Annotated in this window: 16 protein-coding genes; 6 read left to right on the forward strand and 10 right to left on the reverse strand. The window is 61.2% G+C overall.

Features of this window, described 5'->3' with window-relative positions; genetic code table 11:
- The first annotated feature begins 161 nt into the window (after positions 1 to 161).
- Positions 162 to 1,157, forward strand: coding sequence for an integron integrase (locus tag R3C19_09870; protein ID MEZ6060658.1), 996 nt, complete (start codon positions 162 to 164; stop codon positions 1,155 to 1,157).
- A gap of 309 nt (positions 1,158 to 1,466) precedes the next feature.
- Here R3C19_09870 and R3C19_09875 read toward each other — a convergent pair whose 3' ends face one another.
- The 6 genes from R3C19_09875 to R3C19_09900 all read right to left on the reverse strand — a co-directional run bounded on the left by R3C19_09875 (position 1,467) and on the right by R3C19_09900 (position 11,475).
- Entirely contained in the window at positions 1,467 to 2,210 is a 744-nt protein-coding gene (locus tag R3C19_09875) for a DUF4058 family protein (GenBank protein ID MEZ6060659.1), read from the reverse strand.
- 84 nt (positions 2,211 to 2,294) lie between these two features.
- On the reverse strand, positions 2,295 to 6,581 hold the full coding sequence (locus tag R3C19_09880; protein ID MEZ6060660.1) for a hypothetical protein: 4,287 nt from the start codon (positions 6,579 to 6,581) through the stop codon (positions 2,295 to 2,297).
- Between the two features lie 20 nt (positions 6,582 to 6,601).
- Positions 6,602 to 7,897, reverse strand: coding sequence for a serine/threonine-protein kinase (locus R3C19_09885; GenBank protein MEZ6060661.1), 1,296 nt, complete (start codon positions 7,895 to 7,897; stop codon positions 6,602 to 6,604).
- Positions 7,898 to 8,127: 230 nt separating this feature from the next.
- Entirely contained in the window at positions 8,128 to 10,158 is a 2,031-nt protein-coding gene (locus tag R3C19_09890; GenBank protein ID MEZ6060662.1) for a hypothetical protein, read from the reverse strand.
- A gap of 139 nt (positions 10,159 to 10,297) precedes the next feature.
- A complete protein-coding gene (locus R3C19_09895) occupies positions 10,298 to 10,474 on the reverse strand; it encodes a hypothetical protein (protein MEZ6060663.1) in 177 nt (58 codons plus the stop codon).
- A gap of 164 nt (positions 10,475 to 10,638) precedes the next feature.
- Entirely contained in the window at positions 10,639 to 11,475 is an 837-nt protein-coding gene (locus R3C19_09900; protein MEZ6060664.1) for a hypothetical protein, read from the reverse strand.
- Positions 11,476 to 11,848: 373 nt separating this feature from the next.
- Between R3C19_09900 and R3C19_09905 the strand changes: the two genes are divergently transcribed.
- The 5 genes from R3C19_09905 to R3C19_09925 all read left to right on the forward strand — a co-directional run bounded on the left by R3C19_09905 (position 11,849) and on the right by R3C19_09925 (position 17,726).
- Positions 11,849 to 12,544, forward strand: coding sequence for a hypothetical protein (locus R3C19_09905; GenBank protein ID MEZ6060665.1), 696 nt, complete (start codon positions 11,849 to 11,851; stop codon positions 12,542 to 12,544).
- 677 nt (positions 12,545 to 13,221) lie between these two features.
- Entirely contained in the window at positions 13,222 to 13,578 is a 357-nt protein-coding gene (locus tag R3C19_09910; GenBank protein MEZ6060666.1) for an STAS domain-containing protein, read from the forward strand.
- A 117-nt stretch (positions 13,579 to 13,695) separates the two neighbouring features.
- Positions 13,696 to 14,130 (forward strand): ATP-binding protein, encoded by a 435-nt coding sequence (locus R3C19_09915; protein MEZ6060667.1) that lies wholly within the window; start codon positions 13,696 to 13,698, stop codon positions 14,128 to 14,130.
- A gap of 182 nt (positions 14,131 to 14,312) precedes the next feature.
- Positions 14,313 to 16,085, forward strand: a complete 1,773-nt coding sequence (gene aspS / locus R3C19_09920; GenBank protein MEZ6060668.1) for an aspartate--tRNA ligase — start codon at positions 14,313 to 14,315, stop codon at positions 16,083 to 16,085.
- Positions 16,086 to 16,232: 147 nt separating this feature from the next.
- The gene (locus tag R3C19_09925) at positions 16,233 to 17,726 is read left to right on the forward strand and encodes a hypothetical protein (GenBank protein MEZ6060669.1); all 1,494 of its coding nucleotides are present in this window, start codon (positions 16,233 to 16,235) and stop codon (positions 17,724 to 17,726) included.
- Positions 17,727 to 18,137: 411 nt separating this feature from the next.
- Here the strand turns inward: R3C19_09925 and R3C19_09930 are convergent, their stop codons facing one another.
- From R3C19_09930 to R3C19_09945, 4 genes are all read right to left on the reverse strand, one after another.
- Positions 18,138 to 23,207 (reverse strand): secretin N-terminal domain-containing protein, encoded by a 5,070-nt coding sequence (locus R3C19_09930; protein MEZ6060670.1) that lies wholly within the window; start codon positions 23,205 to 23,207, stop codon positions 18,138 to 18,140.
- 557 nt (positions 23,208 to 23,764) lie between these two features.
- On the reverse strand, positions 23,765 to 24,250 hold the full coding sequence (locus R3C19_09935) for a hypothetical protein (protein ID MEZ6060671.1): 486 nt from the start codon (positions 24,248 to 24,250) through the stop codon (positions 23,765 to 23,767).
- Positions 24,196 to 24,633 (reverse strand): hypothetical protein, encoded by a 438-nt coding sequence (locus tag R3C19_09940; protein ID MEZ6060672.1) that lies wholly within the window; start codon positions 24,631 to 24,633, stop codon positions 24,196 to 24,198. The genes R3C19_09935 and R3C19_09940 overlap by 55 nt, the downstream gene beginning before the upstream one ends.
- A 250-nt stretch (positions 24,634 to 24,883) precedes the next feature.
- On the reverse strand, positions 24,884 to 25,309 hold the full coding sequence (locus R3C19_09945) for an FHA domain-containing protein (protein MEZ6060673.1): 426 nt from the start codon (positions 25,307 to 25,309) through the stop codon (positions 24,884 to 24,886).
- Positions 25,310 to 25,581 lie beyond the last annotated feature (272 nt).

The following is a 25,581-nucleotide window of genomic DNA, read 5'->3' on the forward strand; positions in this document are numbered from 1 at the left end:
GCGGGACTTCGGATTTCCGGATTCTCGCAGAAAGTGCCGCCAAGTCAATCGAATCCCCGTGCGGGGCCTGATATCACTCGCGCCAGTGGCCGCCTGCCGGGCGTCCGCATAATTCCGGATGGCCCCCGATTTCCCTGACTACTGCATAAGGACGGCTTGCGATGAAGCTTCTGGATCAGGTGCGTGAACATATGCGCGCCACTCACATGGCGATCCGGACTGAAAAGGCTTATCTGAGCTGGATTGAGCGGTTTCTGCGGTATGAACGTGATCGGGCAGGCCGCTGGCGACATCCCGGCGAAATGGGATCGGACGAAGTCAACAGGTTTCTGACGCATCTGGCCGTCGAGCAGAAGGTGGCGGCCAGTACTCAGACGCAGGCGCTGAGTGCTCTGCTGCTGCTGTTTCGGGACATCCTGAAGAATGAACAGTTAAGCATTGACGCGATTCGTGCAAAACATCCGGACCACATTCCGGTGGTGCTGAGCGTGTCGGAAGTGTGGCGAGTGATGCGGGAGATTCCATTCGGTCCCAATCGGCTGATCGCGGGTCTGCAATATGGTGCGGGGCTGCGACTGCTGGAATCATGTCGGCTGCGGGTCAAGGATATTGATTTCGATCGGCGGCAGATTGTCGTGCGTGACGGCAAGGGAGAGAAAGATCGTATGGTGCCGCTGCCCCGGAAGGCAGAAAACGGTCTGAGGCGGCAGATCGAAAGTGCCCGCGTTCAGCACCAGGACGATTTGAATATCGGAGCCGGCTGGGTTTGGATGCCGCATGCTCTGAGCGAAAAGTACCCCAACGCCGGACGGGAATTTGGATGGCAGTATATCTTTTCGGGAAGGAACCTGCGCCGCGACCCCAGAAAGGATGATGCCTCCGTCGGGATGCAAAAGGGCCTGGGACGGCACCATATTCACGAAAGCACGGTGCAGAAGTGCGTCAAGAGAGCGATGGACAGGGCTCAGGTCACAAAGCACGCCAGTTGCCATTCGTTCCGGCATTCCTTTGCAACTCACCTGCTGGAATCCGGGAGTGATATCCGGACGATCCAGGAACTGCTGGGCCATGCGGATGTCAGTACCACGATGATTTACACTCACGTCTGCACACTCGGAGCCACCGGCGTGCGCAGCCCTCTGGACGTCATCGGGTGACGCCGGGGCGAGCCCGGTGGAGAGCTTTTTGGTCGGCGGTCTGGAGGGCTGTAGCTGGCCAGTTGGCGTCCCACCGGGGCAAGCCCGGTGGAAACGGGGGCGAGTGCGGTGGAAACGGGACGTGCGGTGACGGTGAGTCACCGGCATCGCCAATGCCGTGAGGCGATTGACGGAGATCTCTGGCCAGCCTGTGGCACAGAATGGAACGCGGCGCCAGTGCCACCCAGCCGAAGAAATGCGGCGTAACCGGATGAACGGAGTGCTTCACGGCACTGCGTTGCATGCGACGAACGGAGGTATTTTCCGCCGTCACGCGATGAGCCGCAGTGCTCGGCAGGTTTCCTGATAGGCGGATTCCAGATCCAGTGACACGGCAAGCTGGTCGCTGAGCCACAGCGGCAGAACTGGAAGCGGTTGTCCGACGATCATGGGATACGCCCACGTTTCGAAGCGTGATCGTTCACCCAGATTTCTGCTGCGGCACGTCACGGCATAAGTGGCCGGCGACTTTGCATTGAACGCCGGATCCTCCTGTCCGAAGATGTCCAGAAGTTCGCAGTACAGATTGAAGTGCATCGTCGTCACCAGATCGACGATGCTGACGCAGACTTTTTTTTGCAGAAGCGCGGCGCACTTGGCCACGAACGCCCTGCGAGTTTCCGGCCGATCCTGATTTCCCGGGCTGGCGATTTCGACGGCTGCCACCAGATCGCGGTCTCGATCGTCGTCAAGGATCAGAACTTCGTATTCGTACAGTTCCGTGGGATCCACTTCCACGGCCAGCGTCGGTTCAGGTGGCGCCCAGGCGGCTGCCGACGTCGAGACTGTTCCGAATTCACCCGCCTCGGCGACTTCACCGCCGCGACGATTCGGCTCAAAGGTACAGACATCGATTTCGAAAGCGGTTCCGAGATGCACACGCGGCTCGGCGTGATACCGGTGTGGAAGCAGATCGTTCAGTTGCTGAACGATCAGCGCTGGCCACATCCCGTGGAACCCCTCCCACGATCCTCGTTGTGAAAGTGGCGGACGAAAATGATCAAGCAGCGGCATAGCGACGAGACTCCCGCTGCGATTCTATGCGGACCGTGATGCGGTTGAAAGAAGGGAGCGGATTTACACGGCGGCAATCGCCGGTCAGAAATCTGCGAACGGGTTCTTCCACAGGATTGCTGTACCGTCTTCTCCGGCGGTCAGGATGGTTCGGCCGTCGGCGACATCGACAGCCGTCACCGGCGCGGCGTGTGCTGTTCGGCGGTCGGGTGCGATCAGTTCGAACACGGGATACGCGGGTACGGAACCTTCCTTGCGGTCCGGCTGCCAGTTCCAGATCACCGCGGCTCCGTCGTGTTCGCCGGTGACCAGATACGGCGATTCCGGCACAAACGCCAGTTTTCGAAGGCCGCCGGATGTCTGTCGTCGCAGCGTGCCGTGCAAGTGCAGTGGATCGTCGTCGTCCGGCGACCAATTCCAGACCCAGCCGATGCCTTCGCTGGTGTCGGTGGTTCGCCCGCCGATGGCAATCCGGCGACCGTCGGGGCTGAAGCAGCCGCACAGCAGCACGCACGATTCACGATCCTGCGGCTGTGGCAGAGGAATCTTCACGGCGTCGTCGTCCGGCCGCTTCGTCGAATACAGATATGCGGCGGCATGTTCGGACACTGCCAGCAGCCAGCGACCGTCGGGCGACCATGCCACCTGCGAAACGGGCGAACCGCCGGTGTCGATGTTTCGCAGATGTTTTGCGCGATCGCTGTCGGGTGAGATTTCCCAGACGGAAACCGAACCGTCAGCGGCCGATGAAGCGAACTGCCGCGAACCGGAAACCGGATTGACGGCGATGCTGGTGATGATGCCGTGGTGAGGCGAGCTGATCTTGAACCGGGTGCGTTCCCGCGTGCTGCCGGCATCCTTCGTCGAGAAAGCTCGCACCGACTGATCACCGGTCAGCAGCAGACACTCGTCACCGTCGTCCATCAGGGCCACGGCGGAAACCGCGAACATCGGACGAAAGTCGGCGATGTGTGACCGGTCCCGCAGATTCCACAGATGAGCCGCCACTCCATCCAGCGTCACAATGCGTGCCGCCGTTTCCGACGGCGACGACGGAGCAAACACGGCGTCGGAAATCTCGTGCCGCGGTGCGTCAAACACCGATTCAATTTGCCAGGCAGCCGTGTCCAGGATCTGCAGCCTGCCGCCCGCGACCAGCACCGTTTTTGAACCGTCCGCCGACCAGTCGATGGAAGTGACGTTCGTGCGACCGCCTTCCGTCACGGTGGCCGCACGGATCGACCGCAGCGGCTTCGTGGAACGGACGCTCCACAACCGAACATCCGATTGCGTGGTTCCCGTCTTCTGATTTGTCTCAACGGTCAGCGTCAGAAACCGCGTCAGGTCAGGAGCGAACGCGACTCGATTAACCGGGAACTTCCCGTGATCGAATGTCAGCACGGTCGTCAGTTCTGCGGGCGGCGGGGCTGTTGCGGGATCGCGGAGTTTCGTTGCGGCTGAGGTCGATGATGGCTGTGCTGCCGGAGTGACGTCGCAGATTTGAAGTTTCCCGTCGAGCCCCGCCGTGAACAGTCGATCGTCGGTCAGCCACTGCAGATGTGTCACGAAGGTGTCTTTGCCGTGCAGTTGCGCGGACGCTCTGAGTTCGCCCGTGTCGAGCTGCCAGACGGCTACCAGCCCATCGGCGGCTCCCGTGGCGGCGAGTCTTCCGGACGGAGCCACGGCAATCGCGGTCACGTCGCGCTTGTGCGTGCCGGTCAGCCGAAGCAGCGGTTTCGGTAACGGGCAGTTCAACAGGTCGTCCAGCTTCCAGACGTCGCACGTTCCGGCATCGTTGTCGCTGGTGTCGCGGTCATCAGGATCGCCGCGGGGATCTTTTGCCGACGACGTCAGCAGCAGACGTCCGTCGGGTGACGAACCAACCGCGTTGACCAGATCGAGCCCCGTCATTCGCAGGCGCTGAGTTCCCGCCATTGTTTGCCGGTCGTCGGTGTTCCACAGACACAGTGTTCCGTCGTAGCCGGTCGTGACAAGAATCTGCCCGTCGGGAGGCACAAACATCGCTCGACGAATGTAGTAGTCGTGTCCTTCGTCGATCAGTTCCCGCTGAGTTCGGATGGTCGCTGCGACGGCACGTCCCGCGTTGTCTCGACTGCCGGTGTTCTTGTGCCAGATGACAGCGGTCCCGTCGGAGGCTCCGGTCACGACGTACCGACCATCGCGGCTCAGACACGCCGACGCGATCGCTCCCTGTTGAATTCGATGACCGGAATTGAAAACAACGGCGTCGTCGGCCAATGCGTCGGCCGCTTCGTCATTCGCCGATGTCAGACGGTAGTGCGGCCGGTTCACACCTGCGGGCCGCGTCAGCGAAACGTCGAAATGCGATTCCACGCGTTTCCGGTCAGCGTCGTACGTCGCCAGGTTCCAGAATCGGCAATATCGATCAGCGCTGGCGGAACACAGATATTGCCCGCCGGAATCCAGGAACCTGACCGCGGTCACCGCGGCGCCGTGACCTTCCAGCCGCTTCACGAATTCCAGACGCGGAGAATCGGTGGAGACGTCGCCGGCGAGTGTCCAGATTCCGATCGTGCGGTCATCGGAGGCCGTCGCAACAACGCGACCGTCGGCGGAAAAAGCGATGTCGCTGATCGGACGCGTGTGGTGGTCGTGTTGCCACGTGAAAGATGACGAACCGGCCAGTTCGGTCACGTGTTGAAACGGAAACGTTCCGCGCACGTCGTTCGGTGAATCGGTGTCACTTGTTCGGCGTCGAGGAAGGACCAGCAGACGTCCGTCGTTGCGATTGCTGAGAAACAGCAACCGGCCATCCGGCGACGCGGCGACTCGGTAAACAGCAAACCCGGATTCTCTCGGGATGCGAAGCTGGCCCAGACGCACCGGGCGTGCGCTGGGATCGGCCCGGTCGGGAAGCCGGAACGCCAGCACGTCCGCCGACTGAGCTCCGCGTGAACCCGCGGCGATCAGCAGGCCGGAATCCGGCACCAGCGTCAGGTCGTCCACCGGCGATCGTCCCCGAATGGTCCACACCGGTTCGCGTGAATCCGCGGCCCACGCCGTCATCGTGCCGGCGCTCGTCGACGCGATCACAATGCCGTTTGAGACTTCGAGGTCTGTGAATTGCTCGTCCGGACTTTCGATCGGATACGCAGCGCCTCGATCGATTTCACGAATCAGCAGCGTTCGTCCCGCAAGAACGAAGAGCCGGCTTCCGTTGTCGCTGAACTGCATTGAAGCGGAATCCGCGGGCAGACGAAGCTCGACGTCAGGCGCTTCCGCACCAGCCGTTCGCTCGGGCGTGACGTTGCGGAGAGAAACCTGCCCGGCGGCATCAGACCAGGCAATTCGGTCGCCACCGGGACTGACCGCAAGACTCAGCAGCGGCGCGTTGTTTTCGACGGCCCGCTGCCGCAGATCCTGCCGCAGGGTTTCCAGTTCCCGAATGCGTTCGTTTTCGTTGTCCGGCAGTTCCCGAAGATCACCGTCGCGCAGTTCGTGCAGCAGTTGTTCCGTTTCGGTCAGAGCCTGCGGATAGTCGCCATTTCGGACGGCGGAATGAATGCCGCTGTTTCGCAGTTCGAACAGAGCATTCAGTTTCTGCAGCTCCAGGCTGGCGTTGTCCTGACCGAGCTGCGTGTTGTCCTTTGCAAGCTGCGTGTTGTCCTGCGTCAAATCTGCGTTCTGACGTTCCAGCGTTGACTTATCAGCGATCAGGCGTGAGTTGTCCGACTGCAATGTTGCGTTGTCGGCATGCAGCGCTGAAACGTCTGCCTGCAACTGTGTCTTTGTCGCGACCAGTGATTCATTGGCCTTCGTTAGTTGCTGGTTGCTGGTCTTCAGTTCCGAATTCGCGCCGGACAGTTGCTCGTTGTTGGACTCCAGTTCCTTCTTTTTCGCTGTCAGGGTGTCGACGTTTTCATTCAGGCCGACGATCTTCCTGGCCTGATACGACGAGAACCCGACCGCAATCACGACGGCGATGGACGCGAGCAGAGCGGTCCACTTGATGCCGGACCGGACGCGTCGAGCGGTCTTCATGGAGCGGCGCAGGTCCTGAAATTCTTCGCTGTCGTGCTTTGCAGCGATCTGCAGGCCCAGATCGTAGTCACCGTTGGATTGAGCGAGTTCGGCGTATTGCAATCGAGCGGCGCGGAGGCCTTCGACGGCGGCCGCGTTTTCCGGCCATTCACGGTTCGCTTCGACATACAAAGCGGACGCTTCCTGGAACACTTCGTACGTCACCGGCCGGTTGGGGTTGGACGTGCCGGCGATCAGTTCATCGGCGCGCATCGTCAGCCGGCGGCTTTCTTCGTGCTGCAGTGACTGTCGAACGGCCTGCTGGAATTCCTGAACCGACGCGAACCGGCGCTTCGGTTCGGTGTGCATTGCTCGCAGCGCGATGTCGATCAGTTCGCTTTTTCGGAAGTCGGCCGAATGGTGTTGGGGCGAACGACATCATCGATCAGTTTCCGCATCACGCTGCGATTTGCGTTTTCGGGAGGGTCCGGGAATTCGTGCGGAGGTTCACCGGTGATGATTTCGAACAGGATGGCTCCCAGCAGATAGATGTCGCTCCACGTGCCGATGGCTTCCGCCGGACCGGTCCACAGTTCGGGAGCCATATAGGCGGGAGTTCCGGCGCCGATGGCCGCCGCCGGCGACTGAAACTGCCGCTGCTGCACATCCGCCGCGGGCATCGCCAGCCCCCAGTCCAGCACCACGACTTCGCCGAAGTCACCCAGCATGACGTTTTCGGGTTTCAGGTCGCGATTGACGACTCCGTGGTGATGAGCGTACGCGACGGCGTCGGCAACCTTCAGCAGCACATCCAGATTCGCCGGCAGCGGCATCACAGCCATGCGTTCGTCCCACGGTTTGCCGTGGACGTGTTCCATCGCATAAAACGGCAGCCCGTCGTCGGTCTGGCACAAATCGTGGATCGGCACGATGTGCGGATGCACCAGATTGGCGGTGACCAGCGCTTCGGACAGAAACATCTCCCGCCGCTGACGCTGCGCTTCGGAGACTCGGCCGCGAGTCGCGGACTCCGACGGCGGCCGCGGCTTCATCGGCCGCAGTGTCTTGATCGCCAGTTCACGATCGAGCGACGTCTGCCGAGCCACATAGACGACGCCCATGCCGCCTTCGGCCAGCTTGCGAACAATCCGGTAATCGGAAGGATGACCGCCGCCAAACAACGGGTTTCCGCTGACCGGCCGGCTGCGGATGTTCAGCGACTTATCAAGCCGGCACTCGGCAGCGCCGCTTCCGCCGGTGTCGTCGCCGTCTGTTCCGGCGCGCTTGTCCTGAGTGTCCAGGACGGTTCGCTGACCTTCGCGTTCGTCCGGTTCCAGGCGTCCCTCGGAGGCCACACGATCTTCGGCAGACGAATCATCCTGGCTGGCGATGTCTTCAGCCTGGGCGACGTGTTGCTCGCCGACGACGTCTTCTTCACCGGCAGCCGGAAATCGACGTGTGCCGATCGACTGCCGATAAATGTTGCTGCGAAGTCGCGACACGTCGCCGGGATTGGAAATCGTCATCGCTCCCGACGGTTCAACAACGGAATCCGCAACCGTTCTGCGGCCTTCGGCGGTGGATTCGTCGTATTCCGTGTCCGGGCGGTGAGGATCACGCGCGCCGCTGTCGACGTCCGTTCGCGGGCCGTGCTTCGTGTCGCGGGGATCGGAGGAAGCCGTCATTGCTGCAGGCTCCTGATTCCGCGCAACCGACGATTCAGCGGCGACAGACGCTGCGCCTTGCGGGCCGACCGCGCCTTCCAGCGGGCGGTTCGACCGAACAGAGCGCCCGATGCGGCGCCAGCGGAACGATTCGGTTGCGGCTGACGAACGCTTTCGGCCTGGCTGGCGATGATCGCAAACGTGGCAACGCCGGCGATTTCCGAAACCACTTCGGCCCGCGCGTCCGTCAGTCAATCATCGGTTGGCCGATCATCGGTTGGCCGATCATCGGTCAGTCGATCATCGCTGACCGGATCCGGAACCGCGGACATCGGACCGGATTCGTCGGACGGCTGTGCTTCGATCGTCGCGTCCTGGCGATCCGCCGCGGAAGCGTCATCGCCGCCGGATTGCGTGCCGCTGCCGGCCTGTGTACCGCTGCCATTCTGTGTGTCGCTATTCGGCTGCGCATCGACGTCGGGCTGGTCGAAATTCAGTTCGCGAAGTTGCGGCGGTTCGAACGTCGGCGGCAATTGTTCGGTAGCGGGTTCAGGGCGGCCGCCGGTGATGTCGAATTTCAGGATCGGCTGCCGGATCGCCTGGCCGGACGTATCGGTGCTGAGCCAGACTTCGTAGCCGGAACCGTCCTGCAGTTCGGGATGTTCACTAACGAAGTGCTCGAACGCTTCGCGGCTGGACAGGATGCTGCGGTCGGGCAGTTTGTCGAGAATGATTTCGGAATCGGCGTCGACTTCGAACTGCCGGCGAATCTGCAGAAACACCTGAGTTCCCAGGGCCGCGTCGTTGATCGCGGCTTTCCCAAAATCGACGGCGACGATCGGTTCCGCGACCAGTCCGGGTTCCGGCGGAGGACTCAGCGGCTTGACGTCGGCCACCGGTCTCGGCGGCGGTTCCACAAGCACCAGCCCCGGCGGCGGGCCGGAGACGAATTCCCATTCGGCGTCGCGCACCGGTGTACCGGAGAACGTGGGTTCGCTCAGCTCAAAGGGCATTGGCGAACCCTGCTGCGGAATCGCGTTCAGCGGATTCGTGTCCGTGGAAGTCAACAAAGCCAGACCCGGTGTCGCCAGGTTGACGGACATCATGGCAGCATCCATCAGCGTTGACGGAGTGCCGTCGAACTGAAACTTCGCCGGTGTTGTCAGGGTGCCGGAACCGGAAGGGTCTGCGGCGGAGGTTCCCCAGATGTTGATCGATTCGTGCTGAGCAACCGAAAAGCGAACTCCGAAGATGCTCAGGTTCACGGCACGTCCGTTCTCAAACGGCCCCTTCACCAGATCCGTGACAGAATAGAAATGCGGAATGAAGTATCTCTCGCCGCCTTCGCTGATGATAAACCTGCTCTTTTCGGCATCGCTCAGCGTGAACTCCAGTGCCCCGGGATGCATCACCGACGGTACGACGTTGCTCGCGGGGATTCCGTTCAGCGCGGACTGCGACACTGAGCCCCAGTCGATCACCACCTGCAGGTTCTCTTCACCGGCGACACCGAAGACCAGGTCCATGATTCCCAGGAACTCACCATTCACATACAGCAGACCGCTGCGCATGTTGGCGGGCGATTCGGCTTCGAAGAATGCAGTCTCCGCGGGAACAAACACCTGCGGCCTCGGTGCAATCTGTCGAGCGACGCCGCCGTCGGTGCGAATCTGAATGTCGCTTCCCAGATCAACGACTCCGGCACCGCCGTCCGATCCGGCAACGATTGTGATCCTGTCGTCGGTGTCGGGGTTGGGTGCTCCCGGAGCCGGATCTTCGTCGCTGGAAATCACCAGCCCGTTGTCCAGGATAAAGTTTCCGGACCGGCTGATGAGCGTGATCTGTTCCGAAAAACCGTTCGTCAGGCTGTTGTGAGCCGCGTTGATGGATTCGCTGACTCGCAGATCACCGACGGCAGTAATGCTGATGTTGCCGGCGTTCGTATCCAGGCCGCTCGTCGATCCCACGGCGCCGATCACCAGTTCGTTGACATCGAAAAACGCGATTTTGCAGTGTTCCGCCAGGTTGCTGATCGCCAGGACGCTGACGTCGTTTTGTCCGGGAAGATTCACGTCGCCCGATGTTCCGGAATTCACGGCTTCCAGCGAATCCGCCCGAATCATTCCGGTTGCGGCCTGCGATATGCCGCTGACCGCAAGAAACGTCGCGTCACGCCCGACGCCGACGGAACCACTACGGCCTGCGATATGCCGCTGAAGATCCGCGTCACTCGCGCACCGGAATTCACCGGAATTCAGCGTCAGCGAATCCGCCGTGAACATTCTGCCGCAATCACACCGGCCACGTCGACGAAATGAATCCGCACCGGAATTCAGTGTCAGCGAATCCGCCGTGAACATTCCCGAATCGACCGCGATATGCCGCCCCGCAATCACGTTCGCGACCACCGTGACCAGACCGTCAAGCTGAATCGTCGCCTGAATTCAGACGTCGCGAATCCGCCGTGAACATTCCCGAACCGGCCCGATATGCCGCCGCCGCAATCACGTTCGCGTCACTCACCACCGCGACGGAACCATTAGGCTGAATGTTGGCTCCGGAATCCAGTAACAGCGAATCCGCCGTTATCGACGTCATTGTCCGATTGACTGATGCCGCCGGAGGCCGTGACGTCCAGCGCGCCATCCAGTGTCACATCATCCTGGAAGGTGGTCGATCCGCCGGAGTTCACGCTCAGCGAATCGGCAGCGATCGGTGCCAGTTCAGACTGCACGACATTTCCTGCCGCGGTCAATGCGGCATCACCGTCGATGGTCACGGCACTGGTCACATCCAGCTCGCCGGTAGACGTCAGCGTCAGACTTTCCGCGCCGGACCATCGTGATGTCGTCTGACGTGGAAATCTGAGTACCGCTGTCTTCCGAAATCACGACGTCGCCGGATGCACTGAAACTCAGCGATCCGAAATTCGTTGTGTCCGCCGCGTTGTTTCCAAGAACGATGTCTGTTCCGCGAAACGAAGCGTTGCCCCCGACGTCAAGCACCGTGCCGGCAACATCGTTAATGCTTCCGCCGGCGCTGATGCTGAGCGAATCAGAAACCGTGATGCCGTTCAATGCGATATCGTCGGAGTCCGTCAGCACCAGCGACTCGGCTTCGGCGCTGATGATCTGAAAGTTGTTGGCCGGATTATCAAGCACAACATCGCCGCCGCCGCGAATTCCCAGCAGCCGCATTTGAACACCGGCGTCACCGTCATTGACTCCCGCCAGATCACCCGCGCCGGAATGCACGGCAACGCGATTGACGACGTCCGGCGATGCATTCACCGTCAGCACCTGACCGCCGGCCGACAGCGTGAACAGATCACCCGAATCGTCGTCCGAGGCGTCCCAGATTCCGTTCGTCAGCGTAAACTGATTCTGATCCGGCGCCGTTGTTTCAATGGTCAGCGTGTCTCCGGCATCGAATCCGTTCAGCACGAGTGCTCCGCCGACAACCGCGAAACTGGCGTCCGGCAGCCGGCGGTCTTCCAGCTTCAGAACGCTCAGCCGCCGCCGACCCGCGCGTTTTGGACGCCGGAAAAGGCTGGACCGCAGCCTGCTCAGTTGCCTGGAAAGTTGTAGGCGAAGAAACATGCGAAACTGTCCGAAGCCGGAAATGTGCGACGATGCAAGCCGCTGAGCGCCGCCGAGTTGAGTGCCGCTGAGTATTGTGGCTCAGCCGCACGGAGGAACGCAACAACTGCCACCCGAACGACACGATTCGAACCGGAATGAACGTGGTCGGTCGCCGGAACGCGGCCACCGGAACCCCGTGCGGTTTCCGCGAAGTCTGCTTCCTGCACCGATTCGCGCTGTCAGGCAACCTGAACGGGTCTTTCGCCCGGTTCTCACAGTGCCGGTTCTTCGCCTCCGATATGGTCAAAAGAACGCGTGGTCAACCGCCGCCATCCCGCAGGCGGCACCGAACGTCAGCGCGTCAGTGCAAACAGACCGGAAGAAAAGTGCGATGAAACGAATTCTGACGATTGCGACCGTTGTGGCGATTGGAATGACCGCCGGCCCCGCCGTTCGAGCTCAATCCGACGACGCAGACTCAGCGGCAGCGCCGTCGACTTCTGTTGGCGTGGAAACCGAGCAGACCGTGCCGAGTCAACTGCTGCCCGTCCAGCCGGTTCCTTCCGAACCACAGCCGGTGCCGTCCAGCGCTGACGACGAGACGCTGAGCATCGTGACTCAGGACCTGATGCGTCCGCTGTCAACGGTGACTCTGGGAAAAGCCGCTTCGCCCGCGGCCGCCGACGGCACACCGCTCACGCCGCCGGAATCCGACGTCGATGAACTGTTCGGTTCCTACGGCCAGGCCGTCACGTGGACCAGCGGTGACTGGGTCGCCTACCGTCCGAATCGCAATGCATTTCCGATCTGCTACCGGCCGCTGTACTTCGAAGACCCGAACCTGGAACGCTGCGGACAAAGCCACGGCTGCCTGACCGAACTGACATCGGCTGTGCATTTCTTCGGCCGCGTACCGGTACTGCCGTACCTGATGACGGCAAACTGCCCGCACAAATGCGTGCGGGCACTTCCCGATTGTCCAACCTGCCACGAATTCGGCTCCGACGCCTATCTGCCGCCTCTGGACGCCAAAGCCACCGGTGTCGAAGCGGCCGCCGTCGTGGGCCTGATCTTCCTGCTGCCGTAAATCGATGACCCAGGGCAGCTCGCCATTCGAACCGGGCAACACGGCGCGTAGCACCTCTTCTGCTTCTGCAAAGATGTGGTACCCGCGGAGGGCGCATCTCCGGGAGGGCGAGGCTCCTGCCGAGCCGCGTATGCCAGAGGACGTCCGATTGGGCAGTGGCTCGGCGGGAGCCTCGCCCTCCCGAGGGTTGCGCAAAACGTTGACGATGGTCTTCGTCCCAAAAACGCTTTTGCGCCGCACAGCTTCTTCGAAGATGTGGTACCCGCGGAGGGCGCATCTCCGGGAGGGCGAGGCTCCTGCCGAGCCGCGTGTGCCAGAGGACGCCCGATGCGGCAGCGGCTCGGGGAGCCTCGCCCTCCCGGTGGTTGCGCCGGAGGACGTCCGCCGGCGGAAGCACGTCCCAACACGCTTTCCGACGGCTTCGCCGCACAACTTCTTCGAAGATGTGGTACCCGGGGCCGTCACGCACGCGGGGATTCACGCATCGCCCTGCAGCTTGCTTGACATTGAACTGCGTTGCAGTATCGTTGCGCGGCGTCATCTGCCCGTGGGCCGGAGTCGGGGGAGCGGCCTGTCGCGTCCGGGCAAAATCGCCGGTTGTTTGACGGTGACGCCAGCCGTCAGCCCCGGTGATACCAGAGTCCGAAACTCCCACGTCCCTGCATTGAGGCTGAGGAATGACCAAGTCTGATCGCCGCATTGACATTGAAGAAATCGACGGCGTCACAGTTGCCAGATTTCTGGAAAAGAAGATCCTGGACGAAGCCAACATCGATCTGATTGGCCAGGAATTGTTCGGTCTGGTCGATCAGGACGGCCGCACCAAAATCGTGCTGGATTTCGATCTGGTGGAATACCTTTCCAGCGCGGCTCTCGGCAAGCTGATCACGATGCACAAAAAGGTGGCGACCGCTGGAGGCAAGCTGGCTTTGTGCAACATTCAGAAGGACATTCTGGATGTCTTCAAGATCACGCAGCTTCACAAGGTGCTGGCTCTGTGCGACGATCTGGATGACGCGCTGTCTCGATTCTGACGTGCTGGCGGCCCTGGCGGGATGCCGCTGCAGAGCCGCATTTTGCGATCGAGTCAGCGGTCACGGTTTCATCGGGCAGCGCCCCGGTTTCCTTCGTGACAGCGGATCGGCACGTTCATGCCCTCCGGAATGCAGTTCGAACTTCAGATTCCCAGCGATACCAGGGAAGCGCTGAAGGTTCAGGACCGCGTCATCGCGCTGATGGAACAGCGGGCATTCAGTTCGAAGGACGTGTTTGCGATGCGGCTGGCCATGGAGGAAGCTCTGACCAACGCGATCAAACACGGCAACCGCGGCAATCACACCCTGAATGTTCGGATTGAATGCGACATCAGCGACGAACGCGTGCGGGTGGTGGTGGCGGACGAAGGCACTGGTTTCAATCCGGACGACGTGCCGGACCCGACGCTTCCCGAATTCATCGGACGCGCGGCGGGACGCGGCCTGATTCTGATGCGGGCCTACATGGATTTGTGCCGGTACAACGATCGCGGCAATCAGATCACGATGGAGCGGTTTCGAGATTCCGAACGTCCGATCGTCGACGACTGATCCGGCGTCTGCCGACGTTTGCCAGCGGGCCGTCGGCAGAGACTTCCGAAACGTGCCGGTGGTCGAAAGTCCGCCTGCTCCCGCCCATCGCCGGTGATTTGCGAGTGAATCGGCGCTGCCTATAATCCCCGCCCATCAGTCGACCACGCCGGCGTCAGCCGCAGCATTCTCAGGATCCCATTGTGCTTAGATCTCACACCTGCGGCGAACTGCGCCGCGAACACGTTGACCAATCCGTCACATTATCCGGCTGGGTCAACAGCTATCGCGAACAGGGCAAGGACCTGGTGTTCGTCGATCTCCGTGACCGCTATGGAAAAACGCAGGTGGTTTTTCGCACGGACGAAAGCAGTGAGATCGATACTCGCGCGCGCAAGCTGCGGCGGGAAGACGTGATTCAGGTCAGCGGAGAAGTCCGCTATCGGGGCGACGACCTGGTAAATCCGAAGCTGCAGACCGGCGACATCGAAGTCCGTGCTCACCAGTTGACGATTCTCAGCACCAGCCGCACGCCTCCGTTTGAAGTCGACGGGGCCGATCTGCCCAACGAAGAGCTGCGGCTGAAGTACCGGTTTGTCGATCTTCGTCGAGCGTCACTGCAGCAGAACCTGATCCTGCGGCACGATCTGACTCAGGCCGTCCGATCGTACTTCAACGAACGTCGGTTTCTGGAAGTCGAAACACCGATGCTGGGCCGCAGCACTCCCGAAGGTGCCCGCGACTATCTGGTGCCCAGCCGAGTTCATCCGGGCAGCTTTTATGCGCTGCCTCAGTCGCCTCAGATCTACAAGCAGATCCTGATGGTGTCCGGCTTTGATCGTTACTACCAGATTGCCCGCTGCTTTCGCGACGAAGACCTGCGAGCCGACCGGCAGCCGGAGTTCACTCAGATCGACGTCGAAATGTCATTCGTCGAACGGGATGACATTCTGGAAACGATCGACGGCCTGGTTGCCACGGTCGTCAAGCAGGTCCGCAACATCGATCTGCCGACCCCGCTGCCTCGGTACACCTACGCCGATGTCATGGAACGGTACGGAAGCGACAAACCGGACCTGAGGTTCGGGATGGAGCTGATCGACATCGCCGACGTCGCGGCGGCCAGCGAATTCAGCGTGTTCAAGTCCGTCGTCGGTTCCGGCGGACGTGTTCGCGGACTGAATGCCAAAGGCGCCGGCGAAAAGTATAGCCGGCGGCTGCTGGACAAGGACCTGAAGGACTTTGTCGGAGAATACGGAGCGAAGGGCCTGGCCTATATGAAAGTGGCCAGCGGAAAGCTGGAATCCACCATCGCCAAATTCTTCAGCGACGATCAGCAGCAGGAAATCATCCGTCGCATGAACGGCGAAGACGGCGACCTGCTGTTGTTTGTCGCGGATTCTCCCAAAGTCACATCGGCGGCGCTGGCTGCTCTGCGAAATCGGCTGGGACGCGAACTGCAGTTGTACGATCCGAATTCCTTCAGCGCGCTGTGGGTTGTCGACTTTCCGATGTTCACCTGGAACGAAGACGAACAGCGGTTTGACGCCGAACACCATCCATTCTGTGAACCCAACAGGGCCGACCTGGAATATCTGGACAGCGATCCTGGCAAAGTGCGAGCGGACTCGTACGACCTGGTCGTCAACGGATACGAAGCCGCAAGCGGAAGCGTCCGTATTCATAACTCCGAAGTGCAGCAGAAGGTGTTCGATCTGATGAACATCAAGTCTGAAGAAGCCGAACGACGGTTCGGGTTTCTGCTGGAGGCTCTACGCTACGGAGCGCCGCCGCATGCCGGGATTGCACTGGGCCTGGACCGCTGGGTGATGCTGCTGGCCGGTGAGGAAAACATCCGCGACGTGATCGCGTTCCCGAAGACTCAGCGAGCATCCGATCTGCTGTCGGGAGCTCCGTCGCCCGTCGATACGCACCAGCTTCAGGACCTGCGAATCGCCGTCGTCGAAGTAGAATAGAGGTCCCGGATTCCGTCATGCCGCGCGCGGTCGACGAACTTCCGGCTCGTGCCACACAACGTAACGCGATACGCTGAACAGGACTCCGGCGAGAACGGTTCAACGCGGCTGGTCAGCGGGTGCGGACTTTTTCGGAGAGCCTGAACGATGTGTCGAAACAGCAGGTCCGTCGCGGCATTTTCGGTTTTCCTGGTTCTGCCATTGACGGCCGGCGGGCAGCCGGATGACGAAACGTCGGCCGTGAAAACGCCCGTGGTGTTCACGACGCAGCAGGACCATCAGGAGATGCTGCAGCAGTTGGGGATTGCGAAGCTGCGTTCCGGTCGCAGTCCGAATGCGGACGCTCCCAACGCTGCGAACTATGACGAATCGAAGGCGAATCCGTACCCCGATCTGCCCGAACTGCTTCGGACGAACAGCGGCGAAGTCGTTGACACGGCGGAAAAGTGGCAAACGATTCGACGACCGGAAATCGTCGAATTGCTGGAGCGGGAAGTTTATGGCCGCGTTCCGGACAATGTGCCCGGTGTGACGTGGGAAGTGCGGCAGACGCGGGATGTTGACTCCGGCGGCGTTGCGGCTGTTCAACAGGAACTTGTCGGCGTTGTCGACAATTCGGCGTGTCCGGAAATCGAAGTCAACATCGCGGCATCGCTGACTCTGCCGAAGGACGCAGCGGAACCCGTGCCGGTCTTGATCAGCTTTGGTTTCACGCCGTTCGAAATGGACCGGTTTCGCCGACCCGGACGAGGTCCCGGTGGCGACGGTCCGCGCCCGCCGTCTCGCCAGGACAAACTGATCGCTGCCGGCTGGGGATGCATGATGCTGAATCCGGGATCCGTGCAGCAGGATTCCGGAGGCTGGCAGCCGCGGCGATTCGGTCCGCCGCAGGACCCCGATGCGGAACCCACGGGTGCCGGTCTGACACGCGGCATCATCGGACTGACGAATCTTGGCCAGCCGCGGTCCCCGGAACAATGGGGAGCACTGCGAGCGTGGGGCTGGGGCGCTTCCCGAGCACTCGATTATCTGGAAACGCTTCAGTCCGTGGATGCCGGGCAAGTCGGAATCGCGGGAGTCTCCCGCTACGGCAAGGCGGCGCTGGTTGCGATGGCGTTCGATCAGCGGTTCGCGACGGGCCTGATCGCATCGTCGGGCGCCGGCGGCACGAAATTGTTCCGCCGGAACTTTGGTGAGAGTCTCGAAAATCTGGCGGGCTCCGGCGCGTATCACTGGATGGCCGGCAACTACCTGAAGTATTCGGCGGAAGAATCATCCTTCGGCTCTCGAACGGCGGACGATCTGCCGGTGGATTCTCACATGACGCTAGCTTTGTGCGCGCCGCGGCTGACGTTCATCAGTCACGGTATTCCGGAAAAAGGTGATGCGCAATGGCTGGATCATCATGGCAGCTACATGGCGGCCATCGCCGCTCAACCCGTCTTTCGATTGCTGGGAGCGCGCGATTTGGGACGCAGTGATGACTACCTGACGGAAGTCATGCCCGACGTCAATGTCGGTCTGCTGGACGGAGTTCTCGCGTGGCGACAGCACGACGGCGGTCACACGGACGAGCCAAATCTGGAGCACTTCATCACCTGGGCTCAGGCACAGCAGAACAACCCGTCCGCGCGCCGCTGAGGCTTCGGCTGTTCGGTGCTTCGGCCGATGCCCGTGAATGTGTCATAAATCCGGACTGATCCGGATACGCGCGGCAGCTTATCCAAATACGTTTCAGGCCCGGCGGGCCGACATACCATTAGCCGGTGGCGTGAGCCACCGGTCAGTCGGCCCGTTCATCGGCCGAGCCCCGAACGGGGCGACACATCGCTGACGTCTGTTCGCTGCGGAAGATCGTTTCGAAACATCAGCGTTAATCGCGGCAGCCATAGGCACGGCTCCGGCGACCGGACGTTCGGCGACACGCCGATTCCCCGAAAGAGCCTGAGAACCCCTGGCAACATCGACAGCGCCCGTCACGATCATCAGCGCGGTCCACCGACCCGAGTCTCTGCCACGACCGGTCGCCGCGTTGAACCGAAAAGATCCGGTCTAATCCAGCACGTTACCAAGGATCTTCATCACGCGTGCTGAATTCGTCCGTTTCAGGGGAACCAGCTTCAGTCCGCGGGACCGGTTTGTTCGTGCGGCCTCATCCAGACGATCGATCAATTCACTGACTTCCGCCATCAGTGCTTCGGGAGCCTTCACGACCAGCGAGTTCGTTTCTGCCTGGACTTCCACAGTCAGCAGCGGTGACGATGCGGCGGCGTTGATCTGGCGCAACACGGACGCCACGTCGGACGGGACTCCCTTGGGAATCGAAATCGCGCTGCGCGCACCGCCGGCCGTCATTTGAGCCTTGTAGACGCCTTCCAGAACCCGCTTTATTCGCTCCGCATCGGCATACAGCAACGGCACAACGTCCGTCCGAAACGCGCGCTGAGTGTCTTCCAGCTTATCCGAATCCAGGATCTCCAGCAGTTGTGCAATCCGGGAACGGTCGGTTCGGCTGGCATGGACGATCAGAGCGTTCAGGCGTTCGTCCGGGACCAGAACAACTTCGCCGAACGTCACCAGACTTCGCGGATCGTCGAAGATCTGCTGCAGCGTCGCCGCCACGTCGGACGCTCCCGCATTGCGAAACTGATACACGCTGAAGTCACGATTGCGAATTCCGGCGGACTGCGAATTGACCGCTCGCAACAGAGCCTCCATCTGGTCCAGCGCGTCGATGTCGTCGGACGCGATCGTGATTTTTCCGTCGCCGGGGACGATGACAATCGCGGGTGGCTGTTCGTCGGACGATTGCTCTTCCGCGACGAGAGTTGTGTCCGCTTCTTCGTTCGGAGCAGCGCTTTCCGCGTCGGTGATTTGCTCCACGGGAACCGAAAAGTGAGATCCGCGAAGCTGCGACGCATTCCCCGGCTTCAGGATTCGAATCGGGTTTCGGCGGATTCGCGGCCACAGATCCTGAATGCGATCCACGGCTTCCTCGGCATCGTCGCCAAACGGCACAACGCGCAGAGTTCGTCTGCCGGACGCGCCGGTGTCCGTGTCCAGTCCGGCTTCTCCCATCTTCACCAGCAGTGACCGGATTTCGGTGATCTGTTCTTCGGACGCCTGGACCCACAATTGCTGCAGGTCGTCGTCGGCTTGGACGAGCGGTTCGTTGAGCTTGTTGCCGGACGGGTCCGCGATCATTGTCTCGACAGCCGATTGCGCGGCCTGAGGTTCCAGAAACGAAAGCCGGAACACCTCCGTCCGGCGGGCTTTCGGTTTGCCGAACTGATCCAGCGCCTGTTGCGTCAGATCGTGTCCTTCGCGAGTCGTTGTGACGAACAGGTTGCCGGTAACGGATTCCATGCGGACCTTCGAGTTGCGAAACTGGTCCGCCAGCAGATCTTCGATCACCTGCCGCACCTGGCTGACGTCCAGACCTTCGGTGGAATACACCTGAAGTGTGTAGGCACTGTCCGCGTCTTGCGGGTCGAGTTCCCGCAGCAGTCCTTCGATCAGTGCATGTTGTTCTGAACGGGCGATGACAACGACCGTCCGACTGCGACGGTCGAGCGATACGCTGACGCTGCGATCGTTGTCGAAGAGTTCCTGGATGACGTCCTTGACCGTATCACCATCGGCCTGGTTCAGCCGGTAGGCTTTCGGCTGAGGTCCGCCGTCGGTCCGAAGTTCGCCGGTCATCTGCTTTACGACCTGTTCGATGGTCTGGTGCTGTTCGGGCGAGGCAGTGGCGATCAGAACTTCGCGACCGGTATCGGTCACCAGCACAGCATCCGGAAACAGCGCAGTCAGAGCCTCCTGAGCTTCGTCAGCGTCACCTCGCGAAAGCCGGTACGTCCGCGTTTCCGAGTCACTGCCGCCGGCGCGAGGCATTGTCATTTCCTGAAGCAGTGCGGCGATCCTGGCCTGTTCGTCGGCGGGAGCACTGACAAGGATATCCGTGGCCCGGCGTCCGGCGGAAATCTTCGTGTCCGGCGAAACCAGCGGTTCCAGAATTTCCTTCACCGTCAGCGCATCCAGCGGCGCGACTCGGTACGCGGCGAGCTGCTTTTCTTTCTCCGGGATCGGTTCCCCGTCGAATTGTTCCAGCAGGCTGCGAATCAGCGCGTGCTGGTCTTCGCGAGCGATCGCGACCAGCCGCTGCGACTGCTGATTGACGGACAGCCGGACTCCGTCGGCCGGCCGGAACAGATCGTCCAGCAGATCTTCCGCTCGGCTGGCGTCGACGTTCCTGGTTTCGTAAACGACGGGATACGGAGCGTTTTCCATGGTCCCGCTTCCCGCGATCTGTTTCGCGATCTTTTCAATCATCACGTGTTGTTCGGGCGTCGCGGTGGCCACGATCAGTTTGCGGTCGTCGTCCGTCACGATGGTCGCGTCCGGATACAGAGCCAGCAGGACTTCCTGAGCTTCGTCGGCATTCGATGCGCCGACCAGATACGTGCGGGTATCCAGCGCCTGATCCGGCTTCAATCCGGACGTCACCTGTTCGATCAGCCGGCGAATGGCTTCGTGCCGGTCACTGAACGCTCTTACAAAAAGCTGACGACCGGAGGCATCGACCGTTAACTGCACATCCTCATCCACCAGCGGCTGAAGAATGCTGCGCACCGCCGCGGGATCAGAACCGCGCAGGTCGTACACCTGAAGCTGTTGCTGCGACGCCGGATCGCTGCCCGCCGACCGCAGTTCGTCCAGCAGCTTCGCGACCTGCCGCTGCTGTTCCGCGCGGGCTCGCACGATGAACGTGTGCGCTGTGGCGTCATGAATCACGGTGGCTCGCGGAACTTCCGTCGACAGCAACTGGCGGGCGTTTGCCGGATCGATGCCGTGTACCGGATAGACCATCAGCTTGATTTCCGTTTCGCCCGACAGGTCGCTGTCCAGTTGCTCAATCGCCTGTTTGATCGACTGCTGCAGTGCCGGCGTGGCATGAATCATCAGTCGCCGCGCGGTCGTGTCGGTCGTGATTTTCGCGTCGGGGAACAGTTCCGTCAGCACACTGGAAACACCGGACGGATCGACCTTCGTGATCGGATACACGACCAGTTTCGGTTTTTCATCGGCGGGCACATCGTGCTGCAGTTGTCCCAGGACTCTGCTGACAACTTCGTGCTGCGATGGTTTCGCCCAGACCGTAATCTCTCCCGGCTGTGAGTCGGTCAGCACCTGCATTCCGGAAAATTCCGTCGTCAGACTTTCCAGCACCGCGGTGAAGCGACGGCGCTGTTCGCTGCTGACGTCATAGATCTTCAGAATCCTCTGTTCGTCGGCCGGCGCGGTCTGTTCCAGTTTCTCCAGCGTCGCCCGGACGACAGCATGATCCGTCTCTGTGGCGACAACCGAAAGACGCCGCCCGTCGTTTTCGAATGTCACGGTCGCGGACGGCAGCATCGCCTGCAGAACGGTTGCCGCATTCGTGCCGGACGCCTTTCGCAGCGGATAATACTGCAGTTCCGGCCGTTCGCCTCCGGCATCGGCTTCCACCTGAGCAATCGCGGCGGCGATCCGCGCGTGATCTTCCTCCGCGGCCGTGATCAGCAGCCGGCGGTTGGGCGAATCCTGTGTAACGGAAGCCTTTGGAACAATCGAACGCAGCAGCGACGTCACGATGTCGGCGGTGACGTTCGGCTTCAGCGGATACGACTTCAGGACCGGCTGTTCAGCTCCGGCGGCCCGCGGTTCGAGCTGTTCCAGCAGTCGAAGAATCGCATCATGATCGGCCTGCGTCGCCACGGCGATCAGACTTCCCGTGCGGCTGTCCAGAGTCACCCGCGCGTCCGGCAGCAGCGACGTGATCAGCGTTTGAGCCGCCGTCGGATCAACTTCGCCGAGTGCATAGACCTCCAGTTGTTCAGGGCCGTCGCTGAGCTGTTCTGTCTGCAGCCGTTCCAGAGAATCGGCGACGCGCAGATGATCGTCGGCCGTTGCAAAGGCGACCAGTTTGCGGCTGGCGGCGTCGTAACGGAACGAAGCGTCGGGAACGATCAGCTTCAAAGTCGACAGCATTTCGTCGGCGTCCCGGACTCGTGCGGAATACAGCTTCAGAGTCGGCTGGCGGTCCGGTCCCTGGTTCGTTTCCAGTTGCCGGATAATCAACTGAGCCTTGGCGTGTTCGTCGGGCGTGGCGTTGATCGAAATCTGGTTGGCGGCTTCATCGACCAGCAGCGTACCGTTGATCATTGACTTCAGGACTTCTCCGGCCTGTTTCGGATTCGCGTGCTGAATCGGGTAGATCTTCAGTTCCGGTTTCGGCGCCGGTGGTTTCGCAGCCGGCGGTTCCGGCTTTTTCGGAACGGGCACCTGCTGCACAACGGCCGCGATCGTGCGAACGGTGGACGCCGCGTCGGCGACCAGCAACTGCTGAGTGGCCGCCAGCATTCTGGCGTCTCCGTATTTTCCCAACAGGGGAGTGATTTCGGTCAGCACCGTTTCCGCCGGCCGGCCTTCCAGCGGAATCAGTGTGCTGACAAATTCAAAGCGTCCCCGCAACGGCAATTCTTCCGTTGTCACTCGCGGGATGGCATCGTCCGGCAGGCCATCCTTCAGATTCAGACACATCAGCAGCCGTTCGCGGCGGACAAGAGTGTACCCCTTGGTCAGCAGCCAGCCGTTCAGCAGGTCAATCGCTTCGGTCGGCGTGTATTCCTTGTTGTCCGAATAATTGAATGTTCCGGCCGGCGGTTCATCCATGACCAGCGACAACTCCGCCTCGGTTGCCATCCAGTTCAGGACATCCGCCCACTTCTGAAACCGGAAATTGAACCGCAGCCGCGGTTCCTGAAACAGTTCGGTAAACTTCGACTGCTGGTCGGCTGTCAGCACTGCCTTCAGTTGCTGTTCCGCGTTTCGGCGGACTGCGTCCCTGGCGGCGTCGTTTTCGGCGGCCGCCAGTTCGGCGTCGCGCTGAGTGATCAGCCGCTTCACTTCGGCCTGCTGTTCGGAAGTCAGTGCAAGCGCCTGCGCCGCAGCCGCTTCGTTCAGCCGTGCATAGATGTCCGGAGATTCTGCCGGCTGCCCGAAGGTTGTGGACGGAATCGTCGCGGCCAGAGTCGCCGTTACCAGCAACGCAATCACGGAAGAACAATGCGGTATTTTCATCGGAAATTTTTCGAACTGCCGTCGGCGGGGCCGCGTACGGCGGACGGCAAGGCGGGAAAAACGGTGAGAAATCAACGTCCTCACCCTGGCCATAGCCTAGCCATTCGGCGCCGGCGTCTCCAGCTTTTCTCCCCAGACACGCCCTCCCGGGCGTTCATCACCTTGGGTACCACATCTTCGAAGAAGTTGTGCGCGCAGCCGTGGAAAGCGTTATGGCAGCCGTCGGAATGCGTTTTGGGACGTGCTGCGACCAACGTCAGTCGTTTTGCGCATCCATCGAGGCGAGGGCGAGGCTTCAACGGACATCCTCCGAGCCGCTGCTTCTGCAACGGGCGTCCTCTGGCACACGCGGCTCGGCGGGAGCCTCGCCCTCCCGGACATGCGCGGGTACCACATCGCGACGGGTCGGAAAACGTTGTGGGAGGTGCTGCGATCCAGCGTCGCGGTCGAAATAGCCGTCCGCAGATTTCACAGATTTTGAAGACCTGCCGAGCCGCTGCCGCAACGGACCTTGGCACACGCGCCGTGCCCTTGCCGAGGATGCCGACCTGCAAGGATCAGCTCGAGGGGGCGCGATTCGTCATCCACAGTGCGACGGAGAGCAGGATCGAAACGATCCAGCCTGAGGCCGTCGTCACGAACCACGTTGCACGCTGGGTATCGTCGACGGAGCCGTCCGCTGTGTCGCGAGCCGCGGATGTTGTCGTCATGGTTGCCTCAGCGGTGGCGTTGGTTGTGCCGGCGAGCAGTTTCAGCAACTGATCGATCTGGCGATGGTTTTCGTAGGTTTGCGTCACCACCAGACTGAAACCCAGAACGGCAATCCGGCGATTACCGTTTTCATCGATCCACTGTTGCGGATCGCCGTTTCCTGATTGAGCCATGATGATCTGAGCAATTCGCCAGGCCGCCATTTCTGAAGCGGAGGTGATGGTCGATCCTCCCATCCGCGACTGCGCTTCAGGGGAACTCGCATTCAGGATTTCGTTCAAACGACGTCCGGTGAAGTAGTCGCCGAGAAAGTAGATCCGGGTTTCGCCCATACTGGTCGGATCTTCAGCCTTGCAAGAGTTGTCACCACAAGCCGGCCCTGATACGGCACGAATGTAAGGGCAGGCTCTTCCGTTTGTTCAAACATTAACTTCAATACCTGACGGACCGACTGGGTTCCCGCCGGACTGCGGACGTCTTTTACGGTCACTTGGTCCAGCGAGTTGATGCCTTCCAGTTCCAGCTCCACCAGGTCGGCGTGAAAAATGATCGCCGCACCTGTTTCGTCGGACATGTGCCGCTGCAACAGATCCAGAATATCCGGCAGCGGCACGTCACCGGGAAAATCAACTTCCGGACACGGCAGGTCCAGGGCGGCGTCCAGAACCTTCAGCGTTACCAGGCGAGTCCGCAGTTCGGCGGTGTTGCTTGCCACGGCGATACGTCCACTGAGCAGCAGGCAGGAAACCAACAGCAGTCGAAGCGGCATGGTCGTGCGAACTCCCGGAGAGACGTGGTTATCCAGTGCAATGATTTCGGGACAGGCCGGAGATCGCAAGAGGAATCGCGTTTTGCCGCACGATACGCTCGACCGGGCTGCTGATCCGGGATCACATCGTCACGGGACCGGACGCGGTGCTGCACTTCGGCAGTCGAGTCAGCGGGCGATGACTGCACAGTTCGCGTCAATCGGCGGGCAGCAGGTCGGAATCGCTGAGCGACCGGACGTCGCTGCGGCTTGGCGGACCGCCGACGGCGCTGTCGGTGATGATCGGGATCATCTCCGTCGCTCCTTCGTTGATCGATCCGGCGGATAACTTCGGATCGGGGCCCAGATGAATTCGGTAGGCAGCGCCGGAAAACGAAATCTGATCGCCCGGCAGCAGTGCTCCCCGAAGGACTCGCTGCCCGTTGACGCGTGTGCCGTTGGTGCTGCCGAGGTCGCGCATGTAAATCAGACCGTCGGTCTTCACCAGAATGCAGTGCAGTTTGGAGACACTGGTGTGTTCCAGCGCAAGGTCGCACAGCCGCACACTGCGACCGACGACCGTGATGGGCCGGGTCAGCGTGATCGGCGGGCCGCCTTTCACGGGTATCAACTGCGCCAACATGGCTTCGACTCAGACAGGCAGGCCGCACGCGACAGACTGCGGCGGCAGGATCCGGGACCACCTGATTCCCGGCAGCAGGTTTGAAGATTGTCCCGACGCGGCAAAACCACCGACAGTGATCGCGGAGCGGAAGCACGATGTTCCGAAATTCCACCGTTCGGTAGCGTATTATTCACCAGTCTTGGGACGAAATGTTCAGAATGTCAAGGTGCGGATACGGCGGAATTGAGATTGCCGCCGGATGACGCTTCTGTACGGGCGACGGTGCGGCA

The sequence above is a fragment of the Planctomycetaceae bacterium genome, assembly GCA_041398785.1.
In the GTDB taxonomy this organism is placed as follows: domain Bacteria; phylum Planctomycetota; class Planctomycetia; order Planctomycetales; family Planctomycetaceae; genus JAWKUA01.

What these genes read in the sequence shown, in the direction of transcription:
- R3C19_09895 (MEZ6060663.1), bottom strand. Translation starts at nt 10,474, where the DNA reads ATGACGTCGATAACGGCGGATTCGCTGTTACTGGATTCCGGAGCCAAC.
- R3C19_09930 (MEZ6060670.1), bottom strand. Translation starts at nt 23,207, where the DNA reads ATGAAAATACCGCATTGTTCTTCCGTGATTGCGTTGCTGGTAACGGCG.
- R3C19_09900 (MEZ6060664.1), bottom strand. Translation starts at nt 11,475, where the DNA reads ATGTTTCTTCGCCTACAACTTTCCAGGCAACTGAGCAGGCTGCGGTCC.
- R3C19_09910 (MEZ6060666.1), top strand. Translation starts at nt 13,222, where the DNA reads ATGACCAAGTCTGATCGCCGCATTGACATTGAAGAAATCGACGGCGTC.
- R3C19_09945 (MEZ6060673.1), bottom strand. Translation starts at nt 25,309, where the DNA reads ATGTTGGCGCAGTTGATACCCGTGAAAGGCGGCCCGCCGATCACGCTG.
- R3C19_09925 (MEZ6060669.1), top strand. Translation starts at nt 16,233, where the DNA reads ATGTGTCGAAACAGCAGGTCCGTCGCGGCATTTTCGGTTTTCCTGGTT.
- R3C19_09880 (MEZ6060660.1), bottom strand. Translation starts at nt 6,581, where the DNA reads ATGCACACCGAACCGAAGCGCCGGTTCGCGTCGGTTCAGGAATTCCAG.
- R3C19_09915 (MEZ6060667.1), top strand. Translation starts at nt 13,696, where the DNA reads ATGCCCTCCGGAATGCAGTTCGAACTTCAGATTCCCAGCGATACCAGG.
- R3C19_09935 (MEZ6060671.1), bottom strand. Translation starts at nt 24,250, where the DNA reads ATGGGCGAAACCCGGATCTACTTTCTCGGCGACTACTTCACCGGACGT.
- R3C19_09885 (MEZ6060661.1), bottom strand. Translation starts at nt 7,897, where the DNA reads ATGACGGCTTCCTCCGATCCCCGCGACACGAAGCACGGCCCGCGAACG.
- R3C19_09905 (MEZ6060665.1), top strand. Translation starts at nt 11,849, where the DNA reads ATGAAACGAATTCTGACGATTGCGACCGTTGTGGCGATTGGAATGACC.
- R3C19_09875 (MEZ6060659.1), bottom strand. Translation starts at nt 2,210, where the DNA reads ATGCCGCTGCTTGATCATTTTCGTCCGCCACTTTCACAACGAGGATCG.
- R3C19_09890 (MEZ6060662.1), bottom strand. Translation starts at nt 10,158, where the DNA reads ATGTTCACGGCGGATTCGCTGACGCTGAATTCCGGTGAATTCCGGTGC.
- R3C19_09870 (MEZ6060658.1), top strand. Translation starts at nt 162, where the DNA reads ATGAAGCTTCTGGATCAGGTGCGTGAACATATGCGCGCCACTCACATG.